This is a genomic window from Klebsiella oxytoca (genome assembly GCF_009707385.1).
GTDB lineage: Bacteria > Pseudomonadota > Gammaproteobacteria > Enterobacterales > Enterobacteriaceae > Klebsiella > Klebsiella oxytoca_C.
The window spans coordinates 3,595,504-3,620,715 of sequence record NZ_CP046115.1; the positions used below are offsets into that span (position 1 = coordinate 3,595,504).

The 25,212-nt window shown below is 56.6% G+C and carries 21 protein-coding genes, 1 CRISPR repeat array and 1 riboswitch; of the genes, 9 read left to right on the top strand and 12 right to left on the bottom strand.

Translation table 11 applies throughout. The features are described from left to right. Nucleotides 1-108: 108 nt before the first annotated feature. On the top strand, nt 109-1,470 hold the full coding sequence (gene yegQ, locus GJ746_RS16745) for a tRNA 5-hydroxyuridine modification protein YegQ (RefSeq protein ID WP_154681211.1): 1,362 nt from the start codon (nt 109-111) through the stop codon (nt 1,468-1,470). Nucleotides 1,471-1,714: 244 nt separating this feature from the next. Beyond that, entirely contained in the window at nt 1,715-2,608 is an 894-nt protein-coding gene (yegS, locus tag GJ746_RS16750; RefSeq protein ID WP_154681212.1) for a lipid kinase YegS, read from the top strand. Here the strand turns inward: yegS and GJ746_RS16755 are convergent, their stop codons facing one another. From GJ746_RS16755 to dalD, 6 genes are all read right to left on the bottom strand, one after another. Next, nucleotides 2,609-3,079, bottom strand: a complete 471-nt coding sequence (locus GJ746_RS16755; RefSeq protein WP_154681213.1) for a hypothetical protein — start codon at nt 3,077-3,079, stop codon at nt 2,609-2,611. It abuts the gene before it with no gap. After that, nucleotides 3,066-3,860: a winged helix-turn-helix domain-containing protein gene (locus GJ746_RS16760; protein ID WP_154681214.1), complete on the bottom strand. Its 795-nt coding sequence runs from the start codon at nt 3,858-3,860 to the stop codon at nt 3,066-3,068. Before GJ746_RS16760 ends, GJ746_RS16755 begins: the two co-directional genes overlap by 14 nt. Nucleotides 3,861-4,462: 602 nt before the next feature. After that, nucleotides 4,463-5,125, bottom strand: a complete 663-nt coding sequence (locus GJ746_RS16765) for an HAD family hydrolase (protein ID WP_154682756.1) — start codon at nt 5,123-5,125, stop codon at nt 4,463-4,465. A 50-nt stretch (nt 5,126-5,175) separates the two neighbouring features. Then, nucleotides 5,176-6,453 carry a D-arabinitol transporter gene (gene dalT, locus GJ746_RS16770; RefSeq protein WP_154681215.1) on the bottom strand — a complete coding sequence of 426 codons (1,278 nt, stop codon included), beginning with the start codon at nt 6,451-6,453 and terminating at the stop codon, nt 5,176-5,178. A 70-nt stretch (nt 6,454-6,523) separates the two neighbouring features. After that, on the bottom strand, nt 6,524-7,987 hold the full coding sequence (gene xylB / locus GJ746_RS16775) for a xylulokinase (RefSeq protein ID WP_154681216.1): 1,464 nt from the start codon (nt 7,985-7,987) through the stop codon (nt 6,524-6,526). Nucleotides 7,988-7,996: 9 nt separating this feature from the next. Further along, complete coding sequence (gene dalD, locus GJ746_RS16780) at nt 7,997-9,364, bottom strand: D-arabinitol 4-dehydrogenase (RefSeq protein ID WP_154681217.1); 1,368 nt, start codon at nt 9,362-9,364, stop codon at nt 7,997-7,999. 206 nt (nt 9,365-9,570) lie between these two features. Here dalD and GJ746_RS16785 point away from each other — a divergent pair, with 206 nt between their 5' ends. Beyond that, the gene (locus GJ746_RS16785; protein ID WP_154681218.1) at nt 9,571-10,512 is read left to right on the top strand and encodes a sugar-binding transcriptional regulator; all 942 of its coding nucleotides are present in this window, start codon (nt 9,571-9,573) and stop codon (nt 10,510-10,512) included. A 21-nt stretch (nt 10,513-10,533) separates the two neighbouring features. Here the strand turns inward: GJ746_RS16785 and GJ746_RS16790 are convergent, their stop codons facing one another. After that, a complete protein-coding gene (locus GJ746_RS16790) occupies nt 10,534-11,535 on the bottom strand; it encodes a substrate-binding domain-containing protein (RefSeq protein ID WP_154681219.1) in 1,002 nt (333 codons plus the stop codon). A 257-nt stretch (nt 11,536-11,792) separates the two neighbouring features. Here GJ746_RS16790 and GJ746_RS16795 point away from each other — a divergent pair, with 257 nt between their 5' ends. The 3 genes from GJ746_RS16795 to GJ746_RS16805 all read left to right on the top strand — a co-directional run bounded on the left by GJ746_RS16795 (nt 11,793) and on the right by GJ746_RS16805 (nt 15,546). Then, complete coding sequence (locus tag GJ746_RS16795; protein WP_195908747.1) at nt 11,793-12,542, top strand: SDR family oxidoreductase; 750 nt, start codon at nt 11,793-11,795, stop codon at nt 12,540-12,542. A gap of 30 nt (nt 12,543-12,572) precedes the next feature. Next, nucleotides 12,573-14,180: an FGGY-family carbohydrate kinase gene (locus GJ746_RS16800; protein WP_154681220.1), complete on the top strand. Its 1,608-nt coding sequence runs from the start codon at nt 12,573-12,575 to the stop codon at nt 14,178-14,180. Between the two features lie 82 nt (nt 14,181-14,262). After that, complete coding sequence (locus GJ746_RS16805; protein WP_154681221.1) at nt 14,263-15,546, top strand: RbtT/DalT/CsbX family MFS transporter; 1,284 nt, start codon at nt 14,263-14,265, stop codon at nt 15,544-15,546. Nucleotides 15,547-15,609: 63 nt separating this feature from the next. Here GJ746_RS16805 and fbaB read toward each other — a convergent pair whose 3' ends face one another. The 4 genes from fbaB to GJ746_RS16825 form a co-directional block, all read right to left on the bottom strand. Beyond that, nucleotides 15,610-16,662, bottom strand: coding sequence for a class I fructose-bisphosphate aldolase (fbaB, locus tag GJ746_RS16810; RefSeq protein WP_154681222.1), 1,053 nt, complete (start codon nt 16,660-16,662; stop codon nt 15,610-15,612). 148 nt (nt 16,663-16,810) lie between these two features. After that, on the bottom strand, nt 16,811-17,611 hold the full coding sequence (gene thiD / locus GJ746_RS16815) for a bifunctional hydroxymethylpyrimidine kinase/phosphomethylpyrimidine kinase (protein WP_154681223.1): 801 nt from the start codon (nt 17,609-17,611) through the stop codon (nt 16,811-16,813). Then, nucleotides 17,608-18,381 (bottom strand): hydroxyethylthiazole kinase, encoded by a 774-nt coding sequence (gene thiM, locus GJ746_RS16820; RefSeq protein WP_154681224.1) that lies wholly within the window; start codon nt 18,379-18,381, stop codon nt 17,608-17,610. The genes thiD and thiM overlap by 4 nt, the downstream gene beginning before the upstream one ends. Before the next feature lie 34 nt (nt 18,382-18,415). After that, nucleotides 18,416-18,512: riboswitch (TPP riboswitch) on the bottom strand. A gap of 334 nt (nt 18,513-18,846) precedes the next feature. Beyond that, a CRISPR array of direct repeats spans nt 18,847-19,241; the repeat unit is 29 nt; unit sequence CGGTTTATCCCCGCTCACGCGGGGAACAC. A gap of 176 nt (nt 19,242-19,417) precedes the next feature. Next, on the bottom strand, nt 19,418-20,344 hold the full coding sequence (locus GJ746_RS16825; RefSeq protein WP_195908748.1) for a LysR family transcriptional regulator: 927 nt from the start codon (nt 20,342-20,344) through the stop codon (nt 19,418-19,420). A 120-nt stretch (nt 20,345-20,464) separates the two neighbouring features. Here GJ746_RS16825 and GJ746_RS16830 point away from each other — a divergent pair, with 120 nt between their 5' ends. Further along, complete coding sequence (locus tag GJ746_RS16830; RefSeq protein WP_154681225.1) at nt 20,465-22,285, top strand: adenine deaminase; 1,821 nt, start codon at nt 20,465-20,467, stop codon at nt 22,283-22,285. 2 nt (nt 22,286-22,287) lie between these two features. After that, nucleotides 22,288-23,631, top strand: coding sequence for an NCS2 family permease (locus GJ746_RS16835; RefSeq protein WP_154681226.1), 1,344 nt, complete (start codon nt 22,288-22,290; stop codon nt 23,629-23,631). Between the two features lie 120 nt (nt 23,632-23,751). On the opposite strand, the gene GJ746_RS16840 is transcribed toward GJ746_RS16835, so the two are convergent. Then, on the bottom strand, nt 23,752-24,666 hold the full coding sequence (locus GJ746_RS16840) for a LysR family transcriptional regulator (protein WP_154682759.1): 915 nt from the start codon (nt 24,664-24,666) through the stop codon (nt 23,752-23,754). 169 nt (nt 24,667-24,835) lie between these two features. On the opposite strand from GJ746_RS16840, the gene GJ746_RS16845 reads away from it, so the two are divergent. Beyond that, the gene (locus tag GJ746_RS16845) at nt 24,836-25,153 is read left to right on the top strand and encodes an RcnB family protein (protein WP_154681227.1); all 318 of its coding nucleotides are present in this window, start codon (nt 24,836-24,838) and stop codon (nt 25,151-25,153) included. Nucleotides 25,154-25,212 lie beyond the last annotated feature (59 nt).

A 25,212-nucleotide genomic window follows, 5' to 3' on the forward strand; every position in this document is an offset into this window, starting at 1 on the left:
TACTCCCCTCTTCCACAGCGCTACAATGCCCGCCCTTAATGTGGGGGCACTCCCCAACTCGTCGCACCGGGTGCGGCGAATCTGACCTGTCATCAGAACGAGAAAATCATGTTTAAACCGGAACTCCTCTCCCCGGCGGGAACGCTGAAAAATATGCGTTACGCTTTCGCTTATGGCGCCGATGCCGTATATGCGGGCCAGCCTCGCTATTCACTGCGCGTGCGTAACAACGAATTCAATCACGAAAATCTGCAGCTCGGCATCAACGAAGCCCACGCGTTGGGTAAAAAGTTTTATGTCGTGGTCAACATCGCCCCGCATAACGCCAAGCTGAAAACCTTTATTCGCGATCTGAAGCCGGTGGTGGAAATGGGCCCGGACGCCTTAATCATGTCCGATCCGGGTTTAATCATGCTGGTGCGCGAACACTTCCCGCATATGGATATTCACCTGTCGGTGCAGGCAAACGCCGTGAACTGGGCTACGGTTAAATTCTGGCAGCAAATGGGGCTGACCCGCGTCATTCTCTCCCGCGAGCTGTCGCTGGATGAAATCGCCGAAATTCGCAGCCAGGTGCCGGAAATGGAGATCGAAATTTTCGTTCACGGCGCGCTGTGCATGGCCTACTCCGGCCGCTGCCTGCTCTCAGGCTATATCAACAAGCGCGACCCGAACCAGGGTACCTGCACCAACGCCTGCCGCTGGGAGTACAACGTCCAGGAAGGCAAAGAAGATGACGTCGGCAATATTGTGCATAAACACGAGCCGATCCCGGTGCAGAACGTGGAACCGACGCTGGGTATCGGCGCGCCGACTGACCAGGTATTTATGATTGAAGAAGCCAAACGTCCGGGCGAATACATGACCGCTTTCGAAGACGAGCACGGCACCTATATCATGAACTCAAAGGATCTGCGCGCCGTTGCCCACGTTGAGCGTCTGACCCACATGGGCGTTCACTCGCTGAAAATCGAAGGCCGCACTAAATCCCACTACTACTGTGCGCGAACCGCGCAGGTCTACCGTAAGGCCATTGACGATGCGGCCGCAGGCAAACCGTTCGACGCCACCCTGCTGGATACCCTGGAAAACCTCGCGCACCGCGGCTACACCGAAGGATTTCTGCGTCGCCATACGCACGATGACTACCAGAACTACGAGCACGGCTACTCCGTCTCTGAACGCCAGCAGTTCGTCGGCGAATTTACCGGCGAGCGCAATGGCCAGCTGGCCGCGGTAGCGGTGAAGAACAAATTCTCCGTCGGCGACAGCCTCGAACTGATGACCCCACAGGGCAACGTTAACTTCATCCTCGAACATATGGAAAACGGCAAAGGCGAAATCATGCCAGTCGCGCCGGGAGACGGTCACACAGTATGGTTGCCTGTCCCGGAGGATATGGGGCTGCAGTATGCTCTGCTAATGCGTAATTTTACTGGTCAGACGACCAGAAACCCGCATAGTAACTAGTTAATTTGGGTTATTTTTTCACAATGTAAAGATATTAGAAACGGATCACATACCGTTTCGTTCAAAGCAGATATCATCCATTTCGCTGAAAAACATAACCCATAAATGCTAGCTGTACCAGGAACCACCTCCTTAGCCTGCGTAATCTCCCTTACGCGGGCTTATTTTTTATCTATCTCCCGGCCTTTACTTTCTTCATGCGGTACACTTTATGCATCATTGTGCAATAAAGGTCCCCCTGATAATGTCCACGTTTCCAGCCAGCTTACTGATTCTTAATGGCAAAGGCGCCAATGAACCGCAGCTACGAGAGGCGGTTAAACTGCTACGCGACGAAGGTATCGCTATTCACGTCCGCGTCACCTGGGAAAAGGGCGATGCCGCTCGGTTTATCGATGAAGCCATGGCGCTGAACGTTGAAACGGTGATTGCCGGCGGCGGCGATGGCACCATTAATGAAGTGGCTACGGCGCTGGTCGAGCGCGACGGCAAAATGGCGCTGGGGATTTTACCGCTGGGCACGGCAAACGACTTCGCGACCAGCGTCGGAATCCCGCAAGATTTAGCCAGCGCGCTGAAGCTGGCCATCGTTGGCCGCGACGTGGCGATAGATATTGCGCGAGTTAATGATAAGACCGGTTTTATTAATATGGCTACCGGCGGTTTCGGTACCCGAATTACCACCGAAACGCCGGAAAAACTGAAGGCCGCGCTCGGCGGCGTCTCATATTTGATCCACGGCCTGATGCGTATGGATACGCTCAAGCCGGACCGCTGCGAAATCCGCGGCGAGAACTTTCACTGGCAGGGAGATGCGCTGGTCATTGGAATCGGCAACGGACGTCAGGCCGGGGGCGGCCAACAGCTGTGCCCGGAGGCGTTAATTAATGACGGTTTGCTGCATCTGCGCATTTTCACCGGCGAAGAGCTGATTCCTGCGCTGTTCAGCACGCTCGCCAATCCGGAAAACTCGCCGAACATTATCGACGGTGTCTCATCGTGGTTTGAGATAACCGCTCCCCACGAGATGACCTTTAACCTCGACGGAGAACCGCTAACCGGCAAAACCTTCCGGATGGAGCTCTTACCGGCCGCTCTGCGCTGCCGGCTTCCGCCCGACTGCCCGCTATTGCGCTGATTAAGCTTCGCAAAATAAAGACGGTGCCCGGCTGGTATACAACAGCCGGGTATGTTCGTTGAGCCGCTGAATATTAAGATAAAACGGCACCTGCGGCTGAAGGAAAAACTTCGGCAGGATGCTTTTTACATAGCCCTCCTGCTCTGTCTCACCAATGCTGGCAGAGACGGTTTCCGAGCGCAGGAAGTAGTTCTGACCATCACGGGTAAAGCTAAACCAGACATTTTGGTTGATGGTGAAGGGTTCCCCCCGCGGCGGCGTGATCTCCCCCCGCACAATCACCAGCCCGCGATTGCCATCAAATATGTAGCTGAATGAAAGATCGCCCTGGAAACCTGCGTTCAGCAGGCGCATCTCCCCGCTGCACTGAAAATGATTGCGCTGCCAGTACTGCCGGGACTTTATTACTGCCGCAGTTAATACGCCGATAAATACGATAGCGATTATCCATTTAATTTCAAACCGGCGCATTGGGTGCCTCCTTTATGTAATATTTGGTGAGGCATTGATTATCACGCCATTGACTAAATTGCTGAAGGCAGCTAATCACGGAGACTCGGGCTTGCCCAGGATAAAGCGTCAAATAAATCCACGAGTATTCTCCACATTCAATGTTATTGCGCTTAATAAAACTTACATGACGAGCATGATCAACCACATCATTATTGACAAAGAAATGACATTGTTGCGAAAATTTAGCGTTAATTGGAGAATAAGTTTGCAAATAAGAGTCGAATTCTGCTTGCCATGCAACAATTCCGCCAACCAGACAGCTCAGTATAACCGCAAGCCCCCAGAGAAGAGGGCATCGCGGCCTTAACCACTTTTTTGCCGGCACACTCCCCGTAGCGACCACGGCGGGCACAGCGGTCGCAGACTCGGCAACCGACGTTTTTTCTTCCGCAGCTGAAGGTGCCTCTGTGACCGTCAATGCTGCATTTAACCTGACGCCAACTCTCGGTACCGTAACAACAATATCTTCCTCAACGCCCAGCTCCTTAAAAGCCCGGCGCAATAAGGAAATATTCTGGTAAAAACCATTGCTGGTAACCTGAGAGCCATGCTTTATCCACACTTCCTGAAAAAACGTATCTCGGGGTACAGTATTGCCATCTTGCTGAATAAGTAGCAATAAACAACGGCTTGCCGGTATATTTAACGAAACACTCTTCGTATCATTTGCAATAAGGATTAAAACGTTACGTTGGGGGATAAATGCAATAGTTCCATTAATCGAATATATTTTTTCCATCCTGTTTCCTGAGAATAGTAATCATGTAGATTAGCGGCATGGGTACCATACAATGGATATGAAAATCCTCTATAAAGTCGACAGCATCTTAGGATTATTCGCAGGCGAGTTTACTCTATTACTGACAGGAACTGGAGGTTTGAGACACCATTTTTCCTTGCGATTAGCAAGGTTTAAGCGAGTTTATAAAATTGATTACGTCGAAAATCAACTAAAAAACAGTCGATTATATCAATTTAAATGATAAGAATGGATTATACTTTCAGTTAAAACAATAAACACAACACATATTTTCATATTAGACCCAAACACCACTTTTACATTAATAGACGATATTTCTAACTATAAATACATTTCATTTCAATATCTTATATAAAAAAAGCGCCTTTTCCGATAATGGATACGCGATAAAGATGGGGGCAACTCGGGATCTCGCCTCACCCCACGCTGAGAAAGCTTAGGGTGGGAAGCTGGAGCAGATAGCAAGAGCAGCATGGCTCCTGAAAGCAGTATCGGGATGGTGAAAAAAGGAGCGTGGGCGCAGAGAAGAGATTAACCGACCGTGTACATCCCAGAATTTCCTGCGCCCACGAAATAGTGACTTATTCGACCGCTTCGGCCTCGGCAGAGAGGGCTTCCAGCAGTTCAGGCAGAGTCCGATAGCGTCCCGCAGCAGCCTGAAAGCGCCCATTCTGGCTATCTTCGGCAATAACCATCGTGGGAATACCCGCCGCCTGCGCCGCGCTAAAACCGTTGTAACTGTCCTCAATAACCAGGCACTGGCTGGCGTCGAGACGCAGCTTACGTAACGTCGTCAAATACACTGCCGGATGCGGCTTGCCATGCGCCTCGTCATCCGCGCTGGAGATAACGTCAAAGTAGTGCCAAAGCGAGAGCTTATTCAGTACGGCGGAGATAACCTGGTGGGACGATGAAGTGGCAAGGGCAATCTTATAGCCTGCATGACGAAAATAGCCTAACGCCTCATGTACGCCGCGCATCGGTTCACCTTGAGCGGTAATCAGGCCGGTGATGCGCTGTAATATGGCGTCTTCCAGACTCTGCGGAGCAAGATCGAGCCGGCAATAGTGACGCCAGGTTCGGGCTATTTCATCGAGGCGTTTGCCTTTGGTCAGGGCTTCACACTCATCGACGCTCACCGTAGCTCCCCACTGCGCAAGAGCTGCGATTTGCGCCTGCCGCCACAGGGTTTCGGAGTCAATAATTACGCCATCCATGTCAAAAATAACTGCCTGAATACTCATCATCCACCTCATTAAGGCTGGCATGCATCATCCATACCAGCCGCATCACCTTAAGAGAACTCAACCTGCTCGTTGGCGGGCGTTTCCGTGTGGCTAAACCCCGGCTGCTCAACGCGGATATACGCGCAGAGGAAAAAGGCCGCCACGTACAGCGCGGTATAGGCGATGACCACGCCGATGGTGCTGAAGAACGGTAGCAAAATCACCGCAATCGCCGGCGCAAGAAAGTTCGACATCCCCGCCGACAGGTTATAGACCGAAATCGCCGCACCTTTATGCTTCGGCTCCAGCGCCGGGAAAACGGCCGCCAGCGGAACGAACGCGGCAACAAAAATACCCAATGCAATCGCCGGGATAAGCGCCATGGCAAAGTTATGGCCGAAATGCTGAGGAATGTAGTAAAACGCCAGGCTGGAGAGCGCCATACCGATGCAGCCGAACCAGCGCACGACCTTCATCCAGCCCAGTTTCTCGCCCAAAATGCCCCACAGCACGTTAGAGAAAATGGTGGTGAAGAAGAAGACCGCCCACACCTGTAGCCATTCCGACGTGGTAAAGCCCAGCTCATCGACAAACATCATCGGCATGATTACCGCAAAACCAAACAGCGACAGGGTATTGATAATCCTTACCATGCTCGACAGCAGAATATTGCGATTGCTGTAGAGCAGCGTCGCCGCGCGTCCCAGCTCGGAGAATTTTTCACGGGTGGTGAGATTCTGCATATGGCGTGGAGTTTGAATATGACGCAGAGAGGCCAGCGCAATAATACCGCCGGTCACGCAGAAAGCCAGCGCCAGCCACAGGGTACCCATTTCACCAATGTGCGGGATGGTGAAGCTCGGAATATAGCTGCCGAACACGCCGATACCCACTGAGTAAACCGCCCAGAACCAGCCCAGCGCGGAGCTGGCGTTATCGCTTTTCACGTTGTGGATAATGGCGACGATAAACGAGTAGAGGAACAGCGGATACGCGAAGCCGCGGATACCGTAGAAAATTAAGATCAGCGCATAGTTGGCATGGCCGAGGCCGAAGACAAGGAACAGCACGTGGAACACACACCACAGTACGAAGCCGATCATCATGGTTTTAAGCGGAGTAATAATTTCCGCCACCACGCCCGAAATCCATGCCGACAGCGCGGCGGCCAGACCGTACAGGGTGAAGGCAAACGACGCCTGCGCCGGAGAGAACCCCAGCTCTTTGATATAGTGCGACAGAAACGCCAGTTCAAAACCGTCGCCGGTCATAAACACGGCGATGGCGATGTATCCCCAGAGCAGGTTCAGGGGTAAACCGAGCCACTGTTTATTATTGATGGACATAATGACCTCGTTTTCAGGGTACAGGGTGGCCGCTCCGCGGTTTTCATCGAAGCGGCTATCGTTATTAAAATTAATGCTGCCGATAGTTCAGATCGTTTAAATACAAGGCATTAAACTGCGCGTAGCGTTGCATCAGGGTTTGATGGCGTAGCGGATCCGCGCGCCAGGTCTGCCATACCTCCGGTTTTTCACACACTGCCGCAACCGGTTTACCTGCCGCCAGGCAGGCCAGCCGCGCCGCGCCCAGCGCGCCGCCCGTCTCTCCGCCTTTGTGGGTCACCACCGGCATGTCGAGAATATCGGCCAGCAGCTGCGCCCAGAACGGACTGCGGGCGCCGCCGCCAACCAGCGAGCATTGCTCGATCTGCGTGCCGGTCTCTTTCAATACCCGCAGGCCATCGTTGATACCGAAGCTCACCCCTTCCAGTACCGCATAGCCGAGCTGAGCGCGCAGGCTGGAGTGGGTCATTCCCCAGAACATACCGCGCGCGTCAGGATCGTTATGCGGGGTACGTTCACCGGAGAGATAGGGCAAGAAAAACGGCGCATGGGCTTTCTCTTCCTCGCTAAGCTCAGCAATCTCCTCCAGCAGCGCCACTTCGGTAGTGCCGGTCAGGCGGCAGAACCACTGTAAACAGCTGGCGGCGCTGAGCATCACGCTCATCTGATGCCACAGATTTGGCAGCACGTGGCAAAACGCGTGCACCGCCGACTGCGGAGCCGGACGATAGGCGTCGGTCACCACAAACAGCACGCCGGAGGTACCGAGCGAAATAAACGCATCCCCCGGCGAGACCGCGCCGACGCCGATAGCGCTGACCGCGTTATCACCACCGCCGCCGGCGACTACCACCGAAGCGTTAAGCCCCCAGCGCTCGGCCACCTGCGGATCGAGCGTTGCGGAAACTTCGCAGCCCTCAACCAGCGACGGCATATGGCTGCGCGACAGACCGCATTTATCCAGCAGCGAATCAGACCAGTCGCGCTTCGCCACGTCCAGCCACAGCGTTCCGGCGGCATCCGACATATCGGAGACTTTCTTCCCGGTCATCCGGTAGCGCAGATAATCCTTCGGCAGCAGCACCGTAGCGGTGCGCTGAAAGTTTTGCGGCTCGTGACGGCGCACCCACAGCAGCTTCGGTGCGGTAAAGCCCGGCATCGCCAGATTTCCTGCCACCTGATGCAGCTCCGGCGCCATATCCTCCAGCTCGTCGCACTCCCCGGCGCAGCGGGTGTCATTCCACAGGATTGCCGGACGAATCACCTCCCCGGCCGCATCCAGCAGAACCGCGCCGTGCATCTGCCCGGAAAGGCCAATGGCTTTGATTGCCGGCCAGTGCTGCGCGCATTTTTCCCGCAGCGTGGTCATCAGATACTCCGTCGCCTCCCACCACGATTGCGGTGATTGTTCTGACCAGTGCGGATGGGGCCGCTGAATACTGAGCGGCGCGCTATGGCTGGCGATAACCTCATTGTTCTCATCAATGACCAGCGCTTTTACTTCCGATGTGCCGAGATCGATACCCAGATACATAGCCACCTCTTATTTAATCAGCGCGTAAACTGCGGCGACCTTCTCGCGCATCAGCGCCAGGAAGTCAGCGTTGTCGGCAAGTGTGCCAAACAGGGCTTTATCGCGGGCGTAAAGCGCCACCGGATCGCTGGATTCAAACATTTCATGTACCGCCTGAGCGTCGAGGATGCCGTCCTGATACTGATACGGCAGGGTTCCCTTGTGCCACTGCTCCATAAAGACGAAGAACAGCGCGGGCAGCATGGCGGTCGCTTGCGGGCGGACGCCGCGCTGGTAGCACTCCTGCAGGGTTGGCGCGATCATTGCCGGAATCTTTGAGAAACCATCGGCGGCAACGCGCTGGTTGGTGTCCTGGATATACGGGTTGGTAAAGCGCTTGAGCACCACGTCGCGATAGGTCGGCAGATCAATGCCGTTATCGCCGAGGCACGGAATAACGTCTTCCGTAACGTAGCGGTCGGCAATGGCGTAGATAAAATCGGTCAGCGTACTTTCATGAATATACTGCTGGCCAATTAACGTCCCCGCCCACGCAATGCAGCTATGCGAAGAGTTCAGGATGCGGATTTTGGCCTCTTCATAAGGGATAACCGACTCAACCATCTCCACGCCAACCGCTTCCAGATTCGGCCGTTCGTCGCGGAACTTATTTTCCACCACCCACTGGATAAAGGTCTCACCCATCACCGGCGCTTTATCATCAATGCCGGTTTGCGCTTTGATACGTGCCGGCAGATCGGCCGCCGGACGCGGAGTGATGCGGTCCACCATGGTGTTCGGACAGGTGGTATTGGCGGCCATCCAGTCAATCACCGCCTGTTTGCCGGTTAGCTGCAGGAACTCAACCATACCGTCGTGGAAGCGCTCGCCGTTATGCCGCACGTTATCGCAGTTCAGCAGGGTCAGCGGCCCTGCGTTGTCCGCCATGCGTTTTTCCAGAATTCGCGCGATGGTGCCGTAAATGGTTTTGCACTCTCCTTGCAGGTCGGCCTGCAAATCGGGGTTACTGGTTTCCAGCTTATGGCTGGTATTCAGGTAGTAACCCCCTTCCGTTACGGTGAAAGCGATAACTTTGGTCTGCGGGTTTGCCCCTTCGTTAATCAGCGGCTGCAGCCCCGCCTGCCACGGCAGCAGTTTCTGGATAGAGGTAATTTCTTCATATTCGCGCTCCCCTTCCGGGCTGACGGTTTCCAGTACGTAGCGCCCACCCTGCGCCGCCAGCGCCTGCACCACCTGCTCGGCGTCGTTACGGATATTCCCCGCCGCGATGTGCCAGCGCCGATCTCCGGAAGCAATCAGACGATGCAGATACCACGCCTGATGCGCGCGATGAAAAGAACCCAGACCAATGTGAAGCCATGTGAATTGATTGTTCATGTTCTGCTCTCCTTGAATTGATGGTCACACTGTAATTGATCATTTGACCCAATTAAGAGCCATAGATCACAAAAGAACAATTACCCAATTAAATTACAAATGACCAATAAAGAGCAAAAGCTTGCCAGTTTTACCGGCCACCGCCAGAATGCGGGTATTCGCCGTGCGAAACTCTCGCCACGGCCAGCAACTTAGGGCAGGAAACCATGAGCAAAGAAGATGATATCCGTATGGATCAGAAGGTCCGCGCCGCGTGGATGTACTACATCGCCGGGCAGAATCAGAGCGAAATCGCCAGCCAGCTCGGTACGTCGCGGCCCGTGGTGCAGCGGCTGATCGCCGCCGCAAAAGAAGAAGGGATTGTGTCGATAAGTTTGCATCATCCGGTGGCGAACTGCCTCGATTATGCGCAGTTGTTGCAGGAAAAATATCAGCTTATCGAATGCAATATCGTGCCCGCCTTTAGCGATGAAAGCACCCTCGATAGCGTATCGTTCGGCTGCTATCAGCTGATGGCCCGCTATCTGCAGGATGATAACGAGAAAATCATCGGTCTGGGCTCCGGTCTGACCCTGAAAAAAGCGCTGCAGCGCATCGACTTCGATAGCCTGAATACCCGCTGCGTGGCGCTGATCAGCGCCATGGACGCCGACGGTCAGTGTAACTATTACGATGATGTCCCGCTGTTGCTGACCAGCAAAATCAAAGCAAAGTACTATCAGTGGCCCGCGCCGCGCTACGCGCAGACCCAGGATGAGCACAACATGTGGTGTACCAGCCGACTGTTCCGCAGCGTCTCCGCCGTCGCCCGCCGGGCGGACGTTATTTTTGTCGGCATTGGGCCATTAGGCACGCAAAGCCCTATCTTCAAAGATGGCTTTATTAATCAGGCGCAGATGGATGAGCTAACCGCCCGCGGCGGCATCGGCGAGATCATGGGGCGCTTTATCGATGCCGAAGGCGGCGTGGTTGATAGCGAAATCAACCGAATGATCACCAGCTACGACATTCGCCAGAACGCGTGTCCGCGTATCGCGGTAGCGTGCGGAGAATACAAACGCCCGGCGATTCTGGCGGCGCTTAAGGGCGGCTGGATCAACGGTCTGGTCACCGATGAACACACCGCCCGCTGGCTGCTGACGCGTTAACGCCAAAAGCCAGAACGCGGATCAGCGGCTGCTCATCAACAGCGGCGGGATTTCAATCCGCTGCGGGCTGGCATCGCCGGAATCGATAATCTGAAACACCGCTTCCAGCATTGCCGGAACGTCCTGCTGGACCATGTCGATATCGTGTCCCAGTAGATAGACAAACGGGTCCCAGTCAAAGCAGCCCATCGGCGGCTGCTCGCTGCCGGTGAGTCCCGCCTGCGATAGCCACCTCACCACCCCTTCCAGCGAGATTGTCGAATTAACAAATACCCCCTGTAGCTGGGTCTGCGCGGTGCCAAAGCGCTCCTGCAGACAGGCTTCCACTTTACCTTTCGAATAACCGGGGGCCAGGATGTTTTCCTGCGGTACGCTCAGCCCTTGTTCACGGTGGGCATCGTGAAAGCCGCGTAAACGTTCGGCGGTGTTATGGTCGCTGCTGCGCCCGCCGATAAAAGTCAGCGGTGCCAGCTTCCCCCGGCGCCCGGCGCTATTCGCGAGGATCTTCAGGGTCAGCGCCTTCGCGCCGCCGTAGTTATCCGAAATCACCGATGGCGCAATAGAACCCGGCAGGTCGAGATTGACTACCGGAACCCCCGCCTGCTGGCATAAGGCGGTAATTTTGTCCGGGTTGGTGGCGCCGGTAGCCACCACCCAGTCGACCTGCCAGGAGAGCATTGCCTTTACCGCTTCAATTTCCAGCTCCGGGCTACGGCGTGTACAGGTGATAATCGGCAGCAGGCCCCGCTCGCGGGCCATCTCCTCAAAGCGCTCGGCAACCGAGCCAAAATAGCGGTTATCGTATTTGGGGACAATCATGCCAATGACGTGCGATTTTTTACTGCGCAGCATGCTGGCCTGGCGGTTGATTGCATATCCCTGCTCTTCGGCAATCCGCGTTACCTTTTCGGCAAGCTTTGCGCTGATGCGGCGCTTTTTCCAGTTGCCGTTAAGAATGGCGCTCACCGCGCTCGCCGAAACGCCGGATAATTCAGCCAGGTCGTAAATCGTTATTTTCTTCATTTTTCCAACTTGCGTCACAAATTCATTTCGCTGTTAATTTCCCCACTTGCTCAATCGATGAAGCTGGAGCAACATGAGCTTCATCGATTGAGCATCCATTTCACGCCACGAAGCATTAGCGCATACAGCGTTAACATTCCAGCAAGCCTGAATAAATGATGCTGATATTCAACATATTACACGATTTTAGTCCATAGCCCCGAACGTGATGCCCTCGCGTTCGATAGTTTCAACCAGACTCTGCAAAGGATTATAAAATGAACCACTCTGTCTCCTCTATGAATACTTCCCTTAACGGCAAAGTCGCCGCGATCACCGGCGCGGCATCCGGGATCGGCCTCGAGTGCGCGAAAACCCTGCTGGGGGCTGGCGCAAAAGTGGTGCTTATCGACCGCGAAGGCGAAAAGCTCAACAAAATCGTCGCCGAACTCGGCGAAAACGCCTTCGCCCTGCAGGTCGATCTGATGCAGGCGGACCAGGTTGATAACATTCTGCAAGGTATTTTGAACCTTACCGGACGTCTCGATATTTTCCACGCTAACGCCGGTGCCTACATCGGCGGACCGGTGGCCGAAGGCGACCCGGACGTCTGGGACCGCGTACTGCATCTCAACACCAACGCCGCCTTCCGCTGCGTGCGCAGCGTCCTGCCGCATCTGATCGCGCAAAAATCCGGGGATATTATTTTCACCAGCTCTATCGCAGGCGTGGTGCCGGTTATCTGGGAGCCCATCTATACCGCGTCGAAATTTGCCGTCCAGGCGTTTGTTCATACCACCCGCCGCCAGGTTTCGCAGTACGGCGTACGCGTGGGTGCCGTCCTGCCTGGCCCGGTGGTTACCGCTCTGCTGGACGACTGGCCGAAAGCCAAAATGGACGAAGCGCTGGCCAACGGCAGCCTGATGCAGCCGATTGAAGTCGCCGAGTCGGTGCTGTTTATGGTGACGCGTTCGAAAAACGTCACCGTACGCGACATTGTTATCCTGCCTAACAGCGTAGATCTCTGACCGCTCAACCAGACAGCTGGAGAGAATTTTATGCAAAGCGATAATCAAAACATTATTGGGGTAGATGTCGGTTCGGGCAGCGTTCGCGCGGGTGTATTCAATCTGCAAGGCGAGCTCCTCGCCCATGCTACCCGTGAGATCACCCTTTTCCGCAGCGCCGGAAGCGTGGTTGAACAATCGAGCCGCGAGATCTGGCAGGCGGTGTGCTACTGCATTAAAACGGCGGTGGCTAACGCCAGCGTTGAGCCGTCGTCGATTGCCGGTATCGGCTTCGATGCCACCTGCTCGCTGGTCGTGGTTGGCGAAAACAACGCGCCGCTGGCGGTGGGGCCTTCGGAAGACCCGGATCGCAATATTATTGTCTGGATGGATCATCGTGCGACCGGACAGGCGGAAAAGATCAACGCTACGGGCCACCCGGTACTGCAATACGTCGGCGGTAAAATTTCTCCGGAAATGGAGACGCCGAAAATTCTGTGGTTAAAGGAAAATCGCCCGCACATCTATCAGCAGGCGCATCATTTCTTCGATCTCGCTGATTATCTCACCTGGCGCTCAACCGGCGATTTAGCCCGCTCGGTGTGCACCGTGACCTGTAAATGGACCTATCTGGCACATGAAAAACGCTGGGATGCCGGGTATTTCCGCCAGATTGGCCTTGAAGAGCTGGCGGAGGAAGATTTTGTCCGCATCGGCCAGCGAATTGTCGATCCGGGAACGCCATGCGGAGACGGTCTTTGTGCGGCGGCGGCGGCTGAAATGGGCCTGCCGGTCGGTACGCCGGTAGCGGTCGGTATGATTGATGCCCACGCGGGCGGCATTGGCACCGTCGGCGTACTTAACGGCGCGGTCAACAATATGGCCTACGTCTTCGGCACCTCTTCCTGCACCATGACCACCACTCAGGAGGCGGTTTTCGTACCCGGCGTCTGGGGGCCTTACTATTCGGCGATGGTGCCGGGCTACTGGCTGAATGAAGGCGGGCAAAGCGCCGCCGGTGCGGCTATCGACCAGCTGCTGAGCTTCCATCCGGCAGCGGCGGAGGCTCGGGAACAGGCGAAGGCCGCAGGGCTTCCCCTGCCGGTATGGCTGGCGGATCGCGTGCTGGCGCAGGTTGCTTCTCCTTCCGAGGCGGTAACGCTGGCCGCCGGTCTGCACGTCGTGCCCGAGTTTCTCGGTAACCGCGCGCCGCTTGCCGACCCACACGCTAAGGCGCTGATTGCCGGACTGGGGATGGAACGGGATCTTGATAATCTGACCGCGCTGTACGTCGCCGGATTATGCGGTATTGGCTACGGCCTGCGGCAGATCCTTGACGCCCAGCGCGCCTGCGGGATTGAGAGTGAAAATATCGTCATCAGCGGCGGTGCGGGACAGCATCCGCTGGTGCGCCAACTGCTGGCCGATGCCTGCGGCGTTACGGTAGTTAGCACCGCCAGCAGCGAACCTGTGCTGTTAGGCTCTGCCATCCTTGGCGCCGTTGCGGGCAAAGTCGCCGCCTCGCTGCCGGAGGCCATGAAGCAGTTCACTAAGGTGGATACCACCTATCACAGCGAGACTGCGTTTAGCCCGCTACATCAGCGCAGGTATGAGGCCTACAAGGCGCTACAACAGGCCGGCAGGCTGATTCGCGAATAACATACCTCTTTATTTTAATAACAATAATGCTCCGCTGCTGTGCAGCGGAGGCATTCATCTGCACTCTGAAATCGAGGTCAACATGTCCATTAATAACAAACAGTGGTTCGGTTTACCGCTAAATCTTATCTGGGGATACGTCGCCATCGCCGTGTTTATGACCGGCGACGGCTTTGAGCTGGCTTTTCTGTCGCACTACATCAAAGAACTGGGGTTCACCCCGGCGCAGGCTTCATTTGCCTTCACCCTCTACGGCCTGGCCGCCGCGCTGTCGGCGTGGGTCTCCGGCGTGGTAGCAGAAATCATCACTCCACGTAAAACCATGATGATCGGCTTCGTGCTGTGGTGCGTGTTCCACGTGCTGTTCCTCGTCTTCGGCCTCGGTCGTGCGAACTATGCGCTGATCCTGCTGTTTTACGGTATCCGCGGCCTGGCCTACCCGCTGTTCCTCTACTCGTTTATCGTCGCCATTATCCACAACGTCCGCAGCGACAGCTCCAGCTCTGCGCTGGGCTGGTTCTGGGCGGTCTACTCAGTGGGCATCGGCGTGTTCGGCAGCTATATTCCGAGCTTCACCATTCCGCACATTGGCGAAATGGGTACCCTGTGGCTGGCGCTGGTCTTCTGCGCCACCGGCGGCATCATTGCGCTGGTGTCGATGCGTAATACCGAAACGCCGCGCCATATGCAGAATCTCACCACCCGCGAAAAATTCTCCGAGCTGGGTCGCGCGGTGACGCTTATCTATACCAACCGCAGCATCCTGTTTTCCAGCATCGTACGTATTATTAATACCCTGTCGCTGTTTGGTTTTGCGGTAATTATGCCGATGATGTTCGTTGATGAACTCGGTTTTACCACGTCGGAATGGCTACAGGTCTGGGCGGCATTCTTCTTCACCACCATCTTTTCTAACGTTTTCTGGGGGATCGTGGCGGAGAAAATGGGCTGGATGAAGGTGATTCGCTGGTTCGGCTGCATCGGTATGGCGCTCTCCAGCCTGGCGTTCTATTACCTGCCGCAGCACTTCGGCCATAACTTTGCCATGGCGCTGGTACCGGCTATTGCATTGGGTATATTCGTCGCCGCGTTCGTGCCAATGGCGGCGGTATTCCCGGCGCTGGAACCGAACCATAAAGGCGCGGCGATTTCGGTCTATAACCTGTCGGCGGGACTATCAAACTTCCTCGCCCCTGCTATTGCGGTGGTACTGCTGCCCTATTTCAGCACCATCGGCGTGGTGATTGCCTATACCGCCCTGTATATTCTGGCCTTCTTCCTGTGCCCGCTTATCCGCGTCGAACAGCCAGGTTTTACAACCGCTCAGGACGCAGAACCGCTCACCGCCAACGTGGCAGAGTCTTAAAAAAACCCGGAGTCCGGGGTGTGAAAAAGGACAATCCGGGCTCTTATGCCCGGATTTTTTGCGTTATGCGATAGTGACTTTGCCGTCCAGATAAACATCCTGTACGGCGTTAATCAGCTTCACGCCGTCGGCCATCGATTTTTTAAACGCCTTACGGCCCAGAATCAGCCCCATGCCGCCCGCGCGTTTATTGATAACAGCCGTACGTACGGCGTCGGACAGATCGGTTTCGCCGCCCGCCGCACCGCCGGAGTTAATCAGCCCGGCACGACCCATATAGCAGTTGGCCAGCTGATAGCGCACCAGATCAATCGGGTTATCGCTGGTCAATTTGCTGTAAACCCGGTCATCGGTATAGCCGAAATTCACCGCTTTATAGCCGCCGTTATTTTCCGCCATTTTCTGCTTCACGATATCCGCGCCAATGGTCGCCGCCAGGTGGTTGGCCTGACCGGTTAAGTCAGCGGAAACATGATAATCGACGCCATCTTTCTTAAACGCCGGATTACGCAGATAGGCCCACAGCACGGTCACCAGACCAAGCTCGTGCGCGCGTTCAAAAGCGGCGGAAATTTCTTCAATCTGACGACGGGACTGTTCGGACCCGAAATAGATCGTCGCCCCTACCGCCACGGCGCCCATATTGAACGCCTGCTCAACGCTGGCGTACAGCGTCTGATCGTATTCGGTCGGATAGCTCAGCGTTTCGTTGTGGTTCAGCTTGACCAGGAAGGGGATGCGGTGCGCATAGCGGCGAGATACCGAGGCCAGTACGCCATAGGTAGAGGCCACGCAGTTACAACCGGCTTCAATAGCCAGCTCAACGATATTTTTCGGGTCAAAGTACAGCGGGTTGGCGGCAAAAGAGGCGCCGGCGGAATGTTCTACGCCCTGGTCGACCGGCAGAATGGACAGATATCCGGTTCCCGCCAGACGCCCGGTGTTATACAGGGTTTGCATATTACGCAGCACCGCCGGTGGACGATTGTTATCCACCATCACTCGATCGACGTAGTCCGATCCCGGCAAATAGAGCTGGTCGGCTGGAATAGTCATACAGCGGTGCTGTAAAAGCGTGTCGGCATCTTTGCCAAGCAACTGCGTAATATCAGTCATAGCTATCTCCCGTAAGTGCCGGCCGAAACCGGCATGCGTTTTCCCAACCCAATTATTTTGGGCAGGTTAAGCCTGGTACCGACTCAGCAGATTTTCCAGCCGGGGGGCTATTTTTTCAGCATAGTCTGCTGACACGTTGTCGTGCCGTTTACCACCAGGCGTGGAAATGATGGACCGGGCCGATACCGTGCCCCACCTCCAGCGAATCCGCCTGCGCCAGCGCTGCCGACAGCCAGCCTTTGGCTTCCGCTACGGTTTGTCCCCAGCCATCGTAGCGCGGACGCAGGGCCGCCAGCGCCGCCGACAGCGTACAACCGGTACCATGAGTATTTTTGGTCTGCACCCTCGGCGCGGTAAAGCGCAGCTCCTCTTCGCGGGTAAAAAGCCAGTCCGGGCTTTCCGCATCATCGAGATGGCCGCCTTTCATTAATACCGCTCCGCAGCCCATTCCCAGCAGCGCTCTGCCCTGCTCCAGCATCTCCTGTTCCGTTCTGGCATGCGGTGCATCCAGCAGCGCCGCCGCTTCGGGCAGATTTGGAGTAATCAGCGACACCTGCGGCAACAGGCGCTGACGCAGCGTTTGTATCGCCGAAACGGATAGCAGCGGGTCACCGCTTTTTGCCAGCATCACGGTATCCAGAACTACGTTTTTAATCTGATAACGCGCCAGCCGCTCCGCTACCGCCTCGACAATATCGGTTTCCGCCAGCATGCCAATTTTAGTGGTATCAATGCGCACATCGCTGAATACCGAATCGAGCTGCGCGGCGACAAAATCGGGCTCAATGCGGTAAACCGACTGCACGCCACGGGTATTTTGCGCCACCAGCGCGGTGATGACCGAGCAGCCGTAAGCGCCCAGCGCCGAGAAGGTTTTGAGATCCGCCTGGATCCCCGCGCCGCCGCTCGGGTCGGTACCGGCGATAGTTAACGCATTAATTCGTTTCACAGATCGCCTCCCGCATAAAGCGCATCAAGAAAGGCGGGAATAAAACTGCCCGGACCGCCCCGCTGCGCCGCTTTTCCTCCCGCGAGCTTCATCAGACCGCAGGCCGCGGCGATGTTTTCCAGCCGATCGCCGGGCATCGCCGCAGCGGCGGCAACCACCGCCGACAGCGCGCATCCGGTGCCAACCACGCGGGTCATCAGCAGGTCGCCGCCGGTCACCATGCGCGTCCGCTGACCGTCGGTGACGTAGTCGACCTCGCCGGTTACCGCCACGACGGTGTTTAGCTGGCGGGCCAGCGCCTGCGCTGCGGGCAGCGCTGCAACGGCGGTATCAGTGGTATCGACGCCGCGTCCGCCGCCGCTCATCCCGGCAAGGGCCATAATTTCCGAGGCATTACCGCGAATAGCGGCGGGCTGTAGCGCCAGCAGCTCCCGGCAAAATTCTGTACGTAAAGACAACGCGCCGATCGCCACCGGGTCCAGCGCCCACGGTTTGCCCGCCTCTTGAGCGCTTTGCACAGCCGCACGCATCGCCGCCGCCCGTTCGACGGTCAGCGTGCCAACGTTAATCAGCAGCGCATCGGCCACGGCGGCAAACTGTTTGGCTTCGTCCGCATCGATAACCATCGCCGGCGATGCGCCAAGCGCTAGCAGCACGTTCGCGGTAAAGGTCTGCACCACGTCGTTCGTCATGCAGTGAACAAGGGGAGAATGGCGGTGAAAAAGGTGCCGCAGATGGGCAATATGCGCGGGGTTCAGCAGGTCAGACATCGTTTGCTCCCGCCAGGCGATGAAGAAGCGACGACCCTGCGGTCTCTGACTTCCCTACGCTGGCATTATCCAGATCAGGTGGTACGGGTTTTTCTCAGCCTTCACAAGGAAGGGCACCCCGAGTCATTGAGAGATAAAAACGTTCTCAGCGGGCAGGTTACGGTAAGTCGCCGGACAACGCAAGCCGGCCCGGCGCGGTTCTACAAGCCTGCGGCGATTCATGCCAGGCGTTTAACTCAGGCGGAAATATTCTCGACTCACCCTCTGACCCGCAGGGCCAGAACCGCCCCACAGAAGCCGCAGCGGCAGCCAGACGGGCAAACGCCGGGCTGTACAAACAGCTTCGCCTCTCCGATAACATCAACTTTAGCAACGCCTATAAAGGCTTTATCGCCGCGCTGCCCACGGATGTGCTCACGGGTGAACACGGCAACGTTATCAGGACCCGCAGCCGCGCGACTTTATTAGGTTCTCCCCGCTTACGCGGGGAACACGTCTTCAGACCAGGCGAGCATATCCAGAAACGCGGTTTATCCCCGCTCGCGCGGGGAACACGGATACAGCGCTAATCTGATCGAATCGGGGACCGGTTTATCCCCGCTCACGCGGGGAACACGCCGTGGGCTAACCGTGCCTGCAGTTTTGAATCGGTTTATCCCCGCTCACGCGGGGAACACTCCTGGAATACGAACGTTTCCAGATCTGAGCGCGGTTTATCCCCGCTCACGCGGGGAACACTTCTGCATAGGTTTCTAAGTTCGCCCGGTACTCGGTTTATCCCCGCTCACGCGGGGAACACTGGAAATAACTATCCAGAACATGCGCATCGACCGGTTTATCCCCGCTCACGCGGGGAACACCCTAATCATATCCTTTTGTTTTATAAAATTTTTACTCACACAAAACAATCTACCGATATCCTGGCAACAAAACGATTATATTAAAAATCCATAACCTTTTGATTTTAAAGAACACTATAAAGTAATCCGCTATCTCTCTTCCATTTCACCAAAACAAGCAGCGATAGCAACGGCTTCTACAGATTCACTTCCCGCAGCGCGCCCAACAATAACGCAAAACACGCTTCGATCAGCGGCGGCAATGGCTGCGGTCCGCGCATCAGCGCCACGGTTCGCGTCAGCGCGGGCTGCTGAAGCTGCGCAATCTTCAATGCCGGATCCTGAAGATGGGTGGTATAAAGCTCAGGCAGAATTGCCACCGCCAGTCGGGAGCGCACCAGGCCGTAAAGCGTTTCAATATAGTCGACCTGATAACGCGTCTTGAGCGTAAGACGATGGCTCTCCGCCAGCGCACCAACCAGACGCTGAATGTTGCCTTTCGAGAACACCGCAATATCGCGCCCCGCCAGCAGCTTCCACGGCAGATGCGGCTGTCCGGCCAGCGGATCGTCGCAGTGCAGCACCGCGACAAACGGATCTTCGCGCAAAGGATAAACCTGCAGCTCCGGGGGCAATGAGTTATCAATTGCGCCAACGGCGAAATCTATCTTTCCCGACTGCAGCTCGCAAAACAGAGCATCGTTAGTCTGATCGTGAAACTCCACCCTCAGGCGCGGAAAAGCCTGGGCCAGCGTTTGCGGCAGCAGCGGAAACAGCAACGAGCTCACCGAGGGCACCAGACCGATACGCACCGTACCATCGCCGCCAGCCTCAACTATCTGCTGCATATCCTGAAACGCCAGCTGCGCCACGCTCAACACCCGTTGGGCATGGGGCAAAATAGCTGCTCCCAGCTCGGTTAAAGTGACCGCCGAGGCGGTGCGGTTGACCAGCTTGCCGCCCAGCACCGTCTCGATTTGCCGCAGCGCGCTGCTAAGCGCCGGCTGACTAATAGCCAGTCGATTTGCGGTATCGGTAAAGTGACGCAGCTGGGCCAGGGTCACAAAATACTGAATCTGCTTCAGAGAGAGTGCGGGCAGACGCTGCCAGGGTTCGGTCATCATGTTTTCATCAACGGTCAGCTTGCAGAATAACCCGAGGTTATCGGGCGATAAATTTATTCATCTGGGCAAACGTTTGCACTGCCCCTAGAGTATCCACATTATCCTTGTGCCGGAGTTGTTATGTCCAGCAGTGCTGAAACCCGCCGTCGCGCCGTTCAGGCCGCACGCGGTGAATCCCCGTTCGATTTATTATTAACCGACGCGCAGATTGTCGATATGGCTACCGGAGAAATCCGCGCGGCCGATGTCGGCATCGTCGGCGAAACGATCGCCAGCGTGCACCCGCGCGGCAGCCGCTCCGATGCCCATGAACGCCGCTCGCTGGCGGGCTGTTTCCTGTCACCCGGGCTGATGGATACTCACGTGCATCTTGAAAGCTCGCACCTGCCGCCTGAACGCTATGCCGAAATCGTGCTGGCTCAGGGCACCACGGCGGTGTTCTGGGACCCGCACGAACTGGCCAACGTGCTGGGCGTTGAAGGCGTCCGCTACGCCGTCGCCGCCAGCCGCAACCTGCCTCTCCAGGTGATGGTAGCCGCTCCCTCAAGCGTGCCCTCAACGCCGGGGCTGGAGATGTCCGGCGCGGATTTCGCCGGCGCGGAGATGGCAACCATGCTGGCCTGGCCGGAAGTCTGCGGCGTCGCCGAAGTGATGGACATGCATGGCGTGTTGCACGGTAGCGAGCGGATGCAGGAGATCATCCAGGCCGGTCTGGACAGCGGCAAGCTGATTGAAGGCCATGCGCGCGGTTTAAGCGGCGCGGATCTGCAGGCCTATCTTGCCGCCGGGGTCACCTCCGATCACGAACTCACTTCGGCGGAGGATGCGCTGGAAAAACTGCGCGCCGGACTGACGATCGAAATTCGCGGCTCGCATCCTTATCTGCTGCCGGATATCGTTAACGCCCTGAAAACGCTGCCGCATCTCTCCTCGCAAATCACCGTCTGCACCGACGATGTGCCGCCAGATATGCTGCTGGAAAAAGGCGGCATTATCGCCCTGCTCAACCAGCTGATTGAGCACGGGCTGCCGGCAACCGACGTACTGCGCTTCGCTACCCTGAACGCGGCGATCCGCCTGCAGCGAAACGATCTGGGGCTGATTGCCGCCGGACGTCGCGCCGATCTGGTGGTTTTCGACTCATTAGAAAAGCTCAACGCGCGGGAAGTCTTCGTCGCCGGGAAACTGATTGCCCGCGACGGTACGCTGCTTCAGCCTGTTCCGGCAGCGACGGGCGTTATCCCGCCGCGCGATACCCTACAGATGGGTCGGCTTAGCCCCGATGATTTTATCCTTCGCGTCGGCGCTATTCGCCACGGCCTCGCCCGCCTGCGGCATATTCGCGGCGCGCGCTTTACCCAATGGGGCGAAGTCGAAGTACAGGTTCGCGATGGCAAAGTACAGGTTCCGGACGGATTCAGCCTGATTTGGGTTAAGCATCGCCACGGTCGCCACGAAGCTAAGCCGCAAATTGCGCTGTTAGAGGGCTGGGGTGAACTGCGCGGCGCGATTGCCACCAGCTACTCTCACGATTCTCATAACCTGGTGGTGCTCGGCCGCGATGCCGAAGATATGGCGCTGGCGGCGAACCGACTGCTCGATTCCGGCGGCGGCATGGCGTTATCCCAACAGGGAAAAATTCTCGCTCATGTGGCGATGCCGATTGCCGGAATGCTCTCCGACCTACCCGCCCCGGAGCTGGCCAGACAGTTTCGTCAGCTTCGCGACCTGAGCGCGGAAGTCGCCGACTGGGAGCCGCCGTATCGCGTATTTAAGGCGATCGAAGGCACCTGCCTCGCCTGTAACGCCGGTCCGCATTTGACTGATTTAGGTTTGACCGATGGCAGCACCCGCCAGATAGTCGAGCCGCTGATAGACTGCCGGGAAATCCCGGAACACACAGAACACACAGAACACAACAATAAACATCAGGGAGCCTGAGCATGGCCGACAATACCCTTAACTCATCCGCGCAGGGAAGCTGGCTGGAGCGCCGTTTTGCCTTGTATTCCCGCGGCAGCACGCTGCGCACCGAATGCCTCGCGGGCGTTACCGGCTTTCTCGCCGCCGCCTATCTGCTGGTGGTTATCCCCGGTCTGCTGGCGGTTGGCGGGATGGATAAAGGCGCGGCAACCACCGGCACAATTCTGGTATTCGTCGGCGGCACGCTGCTGATGGCGTTTTACGCTAACCTGCCGTTTATCGTCGGCCCCGGCATTGGCGGCTCGGTGCTGGTTGGCGTGACGCTGGCGGGTAGCGAAGGCATTGGCTGGCAGGTGGGCCTGGGTATCGCCTGCTGGTCGGGGATTCTGTTTTTCCTGCTGACCAAATTCGGCCTGCGCGAAGTGGTTACCCGTTCGGTTCCGCAGTCCATCAAGCTCGGGCTGACGGCGTCCATCGGGCTGTTTGTCGCGGTGCTGGGCTTCCGTAACGCCGGTCTGGTATTGGCTAACGCCAAAACCAACGCCCTGATGCTCGGCGATTTTCTCTCTCCAGGAGCGCTGGTGGCGCTCTGCGGGCTGTTTCTGGCAATTGCCCTGCAGGCAAGAAAAATCCCCGGTTCGATTCTGTGGGCTATTCTCTTTGCCACCCTGGTTGGTATTCCAATGGGAGTCACTAAGCTGCCGGGTAGCTTTATCGATATGCCGCATTCGCTGACGCCGGTGCTGGGGCAGATAGACATGCTGGGCGCGCTGAATATCGCCTTTCTGCCGTTCCTGTTTGTGTTCTTCGCTTCAGAGTTCTTTTCCACCATGGGGACTACCCTGGCGGTGGGCGGCGAAGCGGGCCTGCTGGATGAAGAAGGCAATATGCCGCATATCAATCGTCCGTTTATGGTCGACTCGATCGCCGCAGCCGTTGGCCCCTGGCTGGGTATCCCTGCGGCAACCGCGCTGATTGAATCTTCGGCGGCAGCGGAGGCTGGCGGAAAAACCGGGTTAACCGCGCTGTCGGCGGCGGTGATGTTCCTCCTGATGCTGCTGTTTACTCCGATAGCGCTGATGATTCCAAAAGAAGCTACCGCGCCTGCGCTGATCCTGATTGGCCTGAACATGTTCAGCGGCCTGCGCAAAGTGGATCTGGCAAACTTTACCGACGGCCTGCCGGTGCTGATGATGGTAATGATTACCCTGATTGCCAACAGCTTCGGTACCGGGATCGCAGGTGGCCTGCTGTTTTATGTGGTCATTAAGACCATTGCCGGGAAGTGGCGGGAAATCCCCATCGGCCTGTGGATCCTTGCGATTCCGCTGGTGTACTACTTTGCCACGCTGGTGAAACATTAAGAGTCGTGTCGGGAAAGTCCCGGCTCGCGGCGTAAACGCCTTAGCCGGGCTACCGGACTGAATCCGTAGCCCTGCTAAGCGCAGCGCGAGCAGGGGTATTCCCTGGGCTAGCAAACCTGCTCAGCGCAGCGCCATCCGTGAACTGACCGCTTCGCACGCTTCTTTCACCGCCTCATACAGCAGCCGCACCGCAGGCGAAAGCTGTTTGCGGTGCGGACAAATCATATTCAGCGGCACCACATCTCCCTGATACTGCGGCAACAGTATCTGCAGCCTGCCTTCGCGAAGATCATCGCCGACATCAAGCTCAGACTTGAACGCAATCCCCTCCCCGGCAACAGCCAGACGGCGAATCACCTCAGCATCATCGCTGACAACAGGGCCGGAAACCTGCGCGTAATGCACTTTACCCTCAAGGCTCAGCGGCCAGCGATCGAACGCCCTGCCGCGCAGCAGGTAAATTAGCGCATTGTGCCGGGATAAATCTTCCAGCGTCTGCGGTTCGCCATGTTCCGCTATCCAGGCGGGAGAAGCCACCAAGACCCGACGGTTCTCCGGCGCCACCGGCAGGGAAATAAACGAAGCGTCATCGTTGTCGCCGTAGCGGAACGCAATGTCCACCGGGTCCTTAAACACATCGGTCCGATGATCGGAAAACAGAATCCGTAAACGCAGTCCGGGATAGCGCTGGCGAAAATCGCGAAACACGCGCAGAAGCAGATTGCGGCCAAGATCGGAAGGCACGGCAATTTGTAACGTACCGCGAACTTCATCATCAGGAGTGTGTATTTTTTGCAGCCCGGCGTGAAGGGTATCGAGCATTTGAGTGGCGTAGGGCAGCCAGGTCTCCCCTTCCTGCGTCAGGCGTAGACTCCGCGTCGAACGGGCAAAAAGACGAATATTCAGCGTCGTCTCCAGGCGCTTGATTGCCGCGCTAACCTGCGCGGGCTGCTGCCCGGCCTCGCGCGCAGCCTCGCTGAAGCTGCTTAACGCCGCCGCGCGAACAAACAATGCCAGATCTTCCAGCCTGAACATAATGTCTCCCGAACCCGGATTATTCTCAAAACCAATGCCTGGCGCCTGAAAGCAGCGCGCCATCGCCGTTTGCTTACACTTTTCACTAAACCAAAGCTTGCCATTACCTTGATGTATCAGGAATCATACGAGGCTGCGATTTCGTGTCCAGGATAATAATGGGGAAATTATGCGTAAAACAAAAATGATGCTTCTGGGCGTACTGTTGGCCTGCACCAGTGGAGCATGGGCTGCGACCGGCGACGGTATCCAGAAATATGAGCTGGATGGGGTTACCGCAGACTTCAAACAATTCCGCATCGGCGATACCGTACCGCCGATGTATCTGACGCCAGAATACAATATCAAACAGTGGCAGCAGCGTAATCTGCCTGCGCCGGATGCCGGTACCCGCTGGACCTATATGGGCGGCAGCTATGTGCTGATTACCGAAACCGAGGGGAAAATCCTCAAAATCTATGACGGCGAGATTTTCTATCATCGCTAAAAATAAAACGCCAGCGCGCTGTTGTTGCCGCTGGCGTTTCCTTTTACAGGACTAAAGCG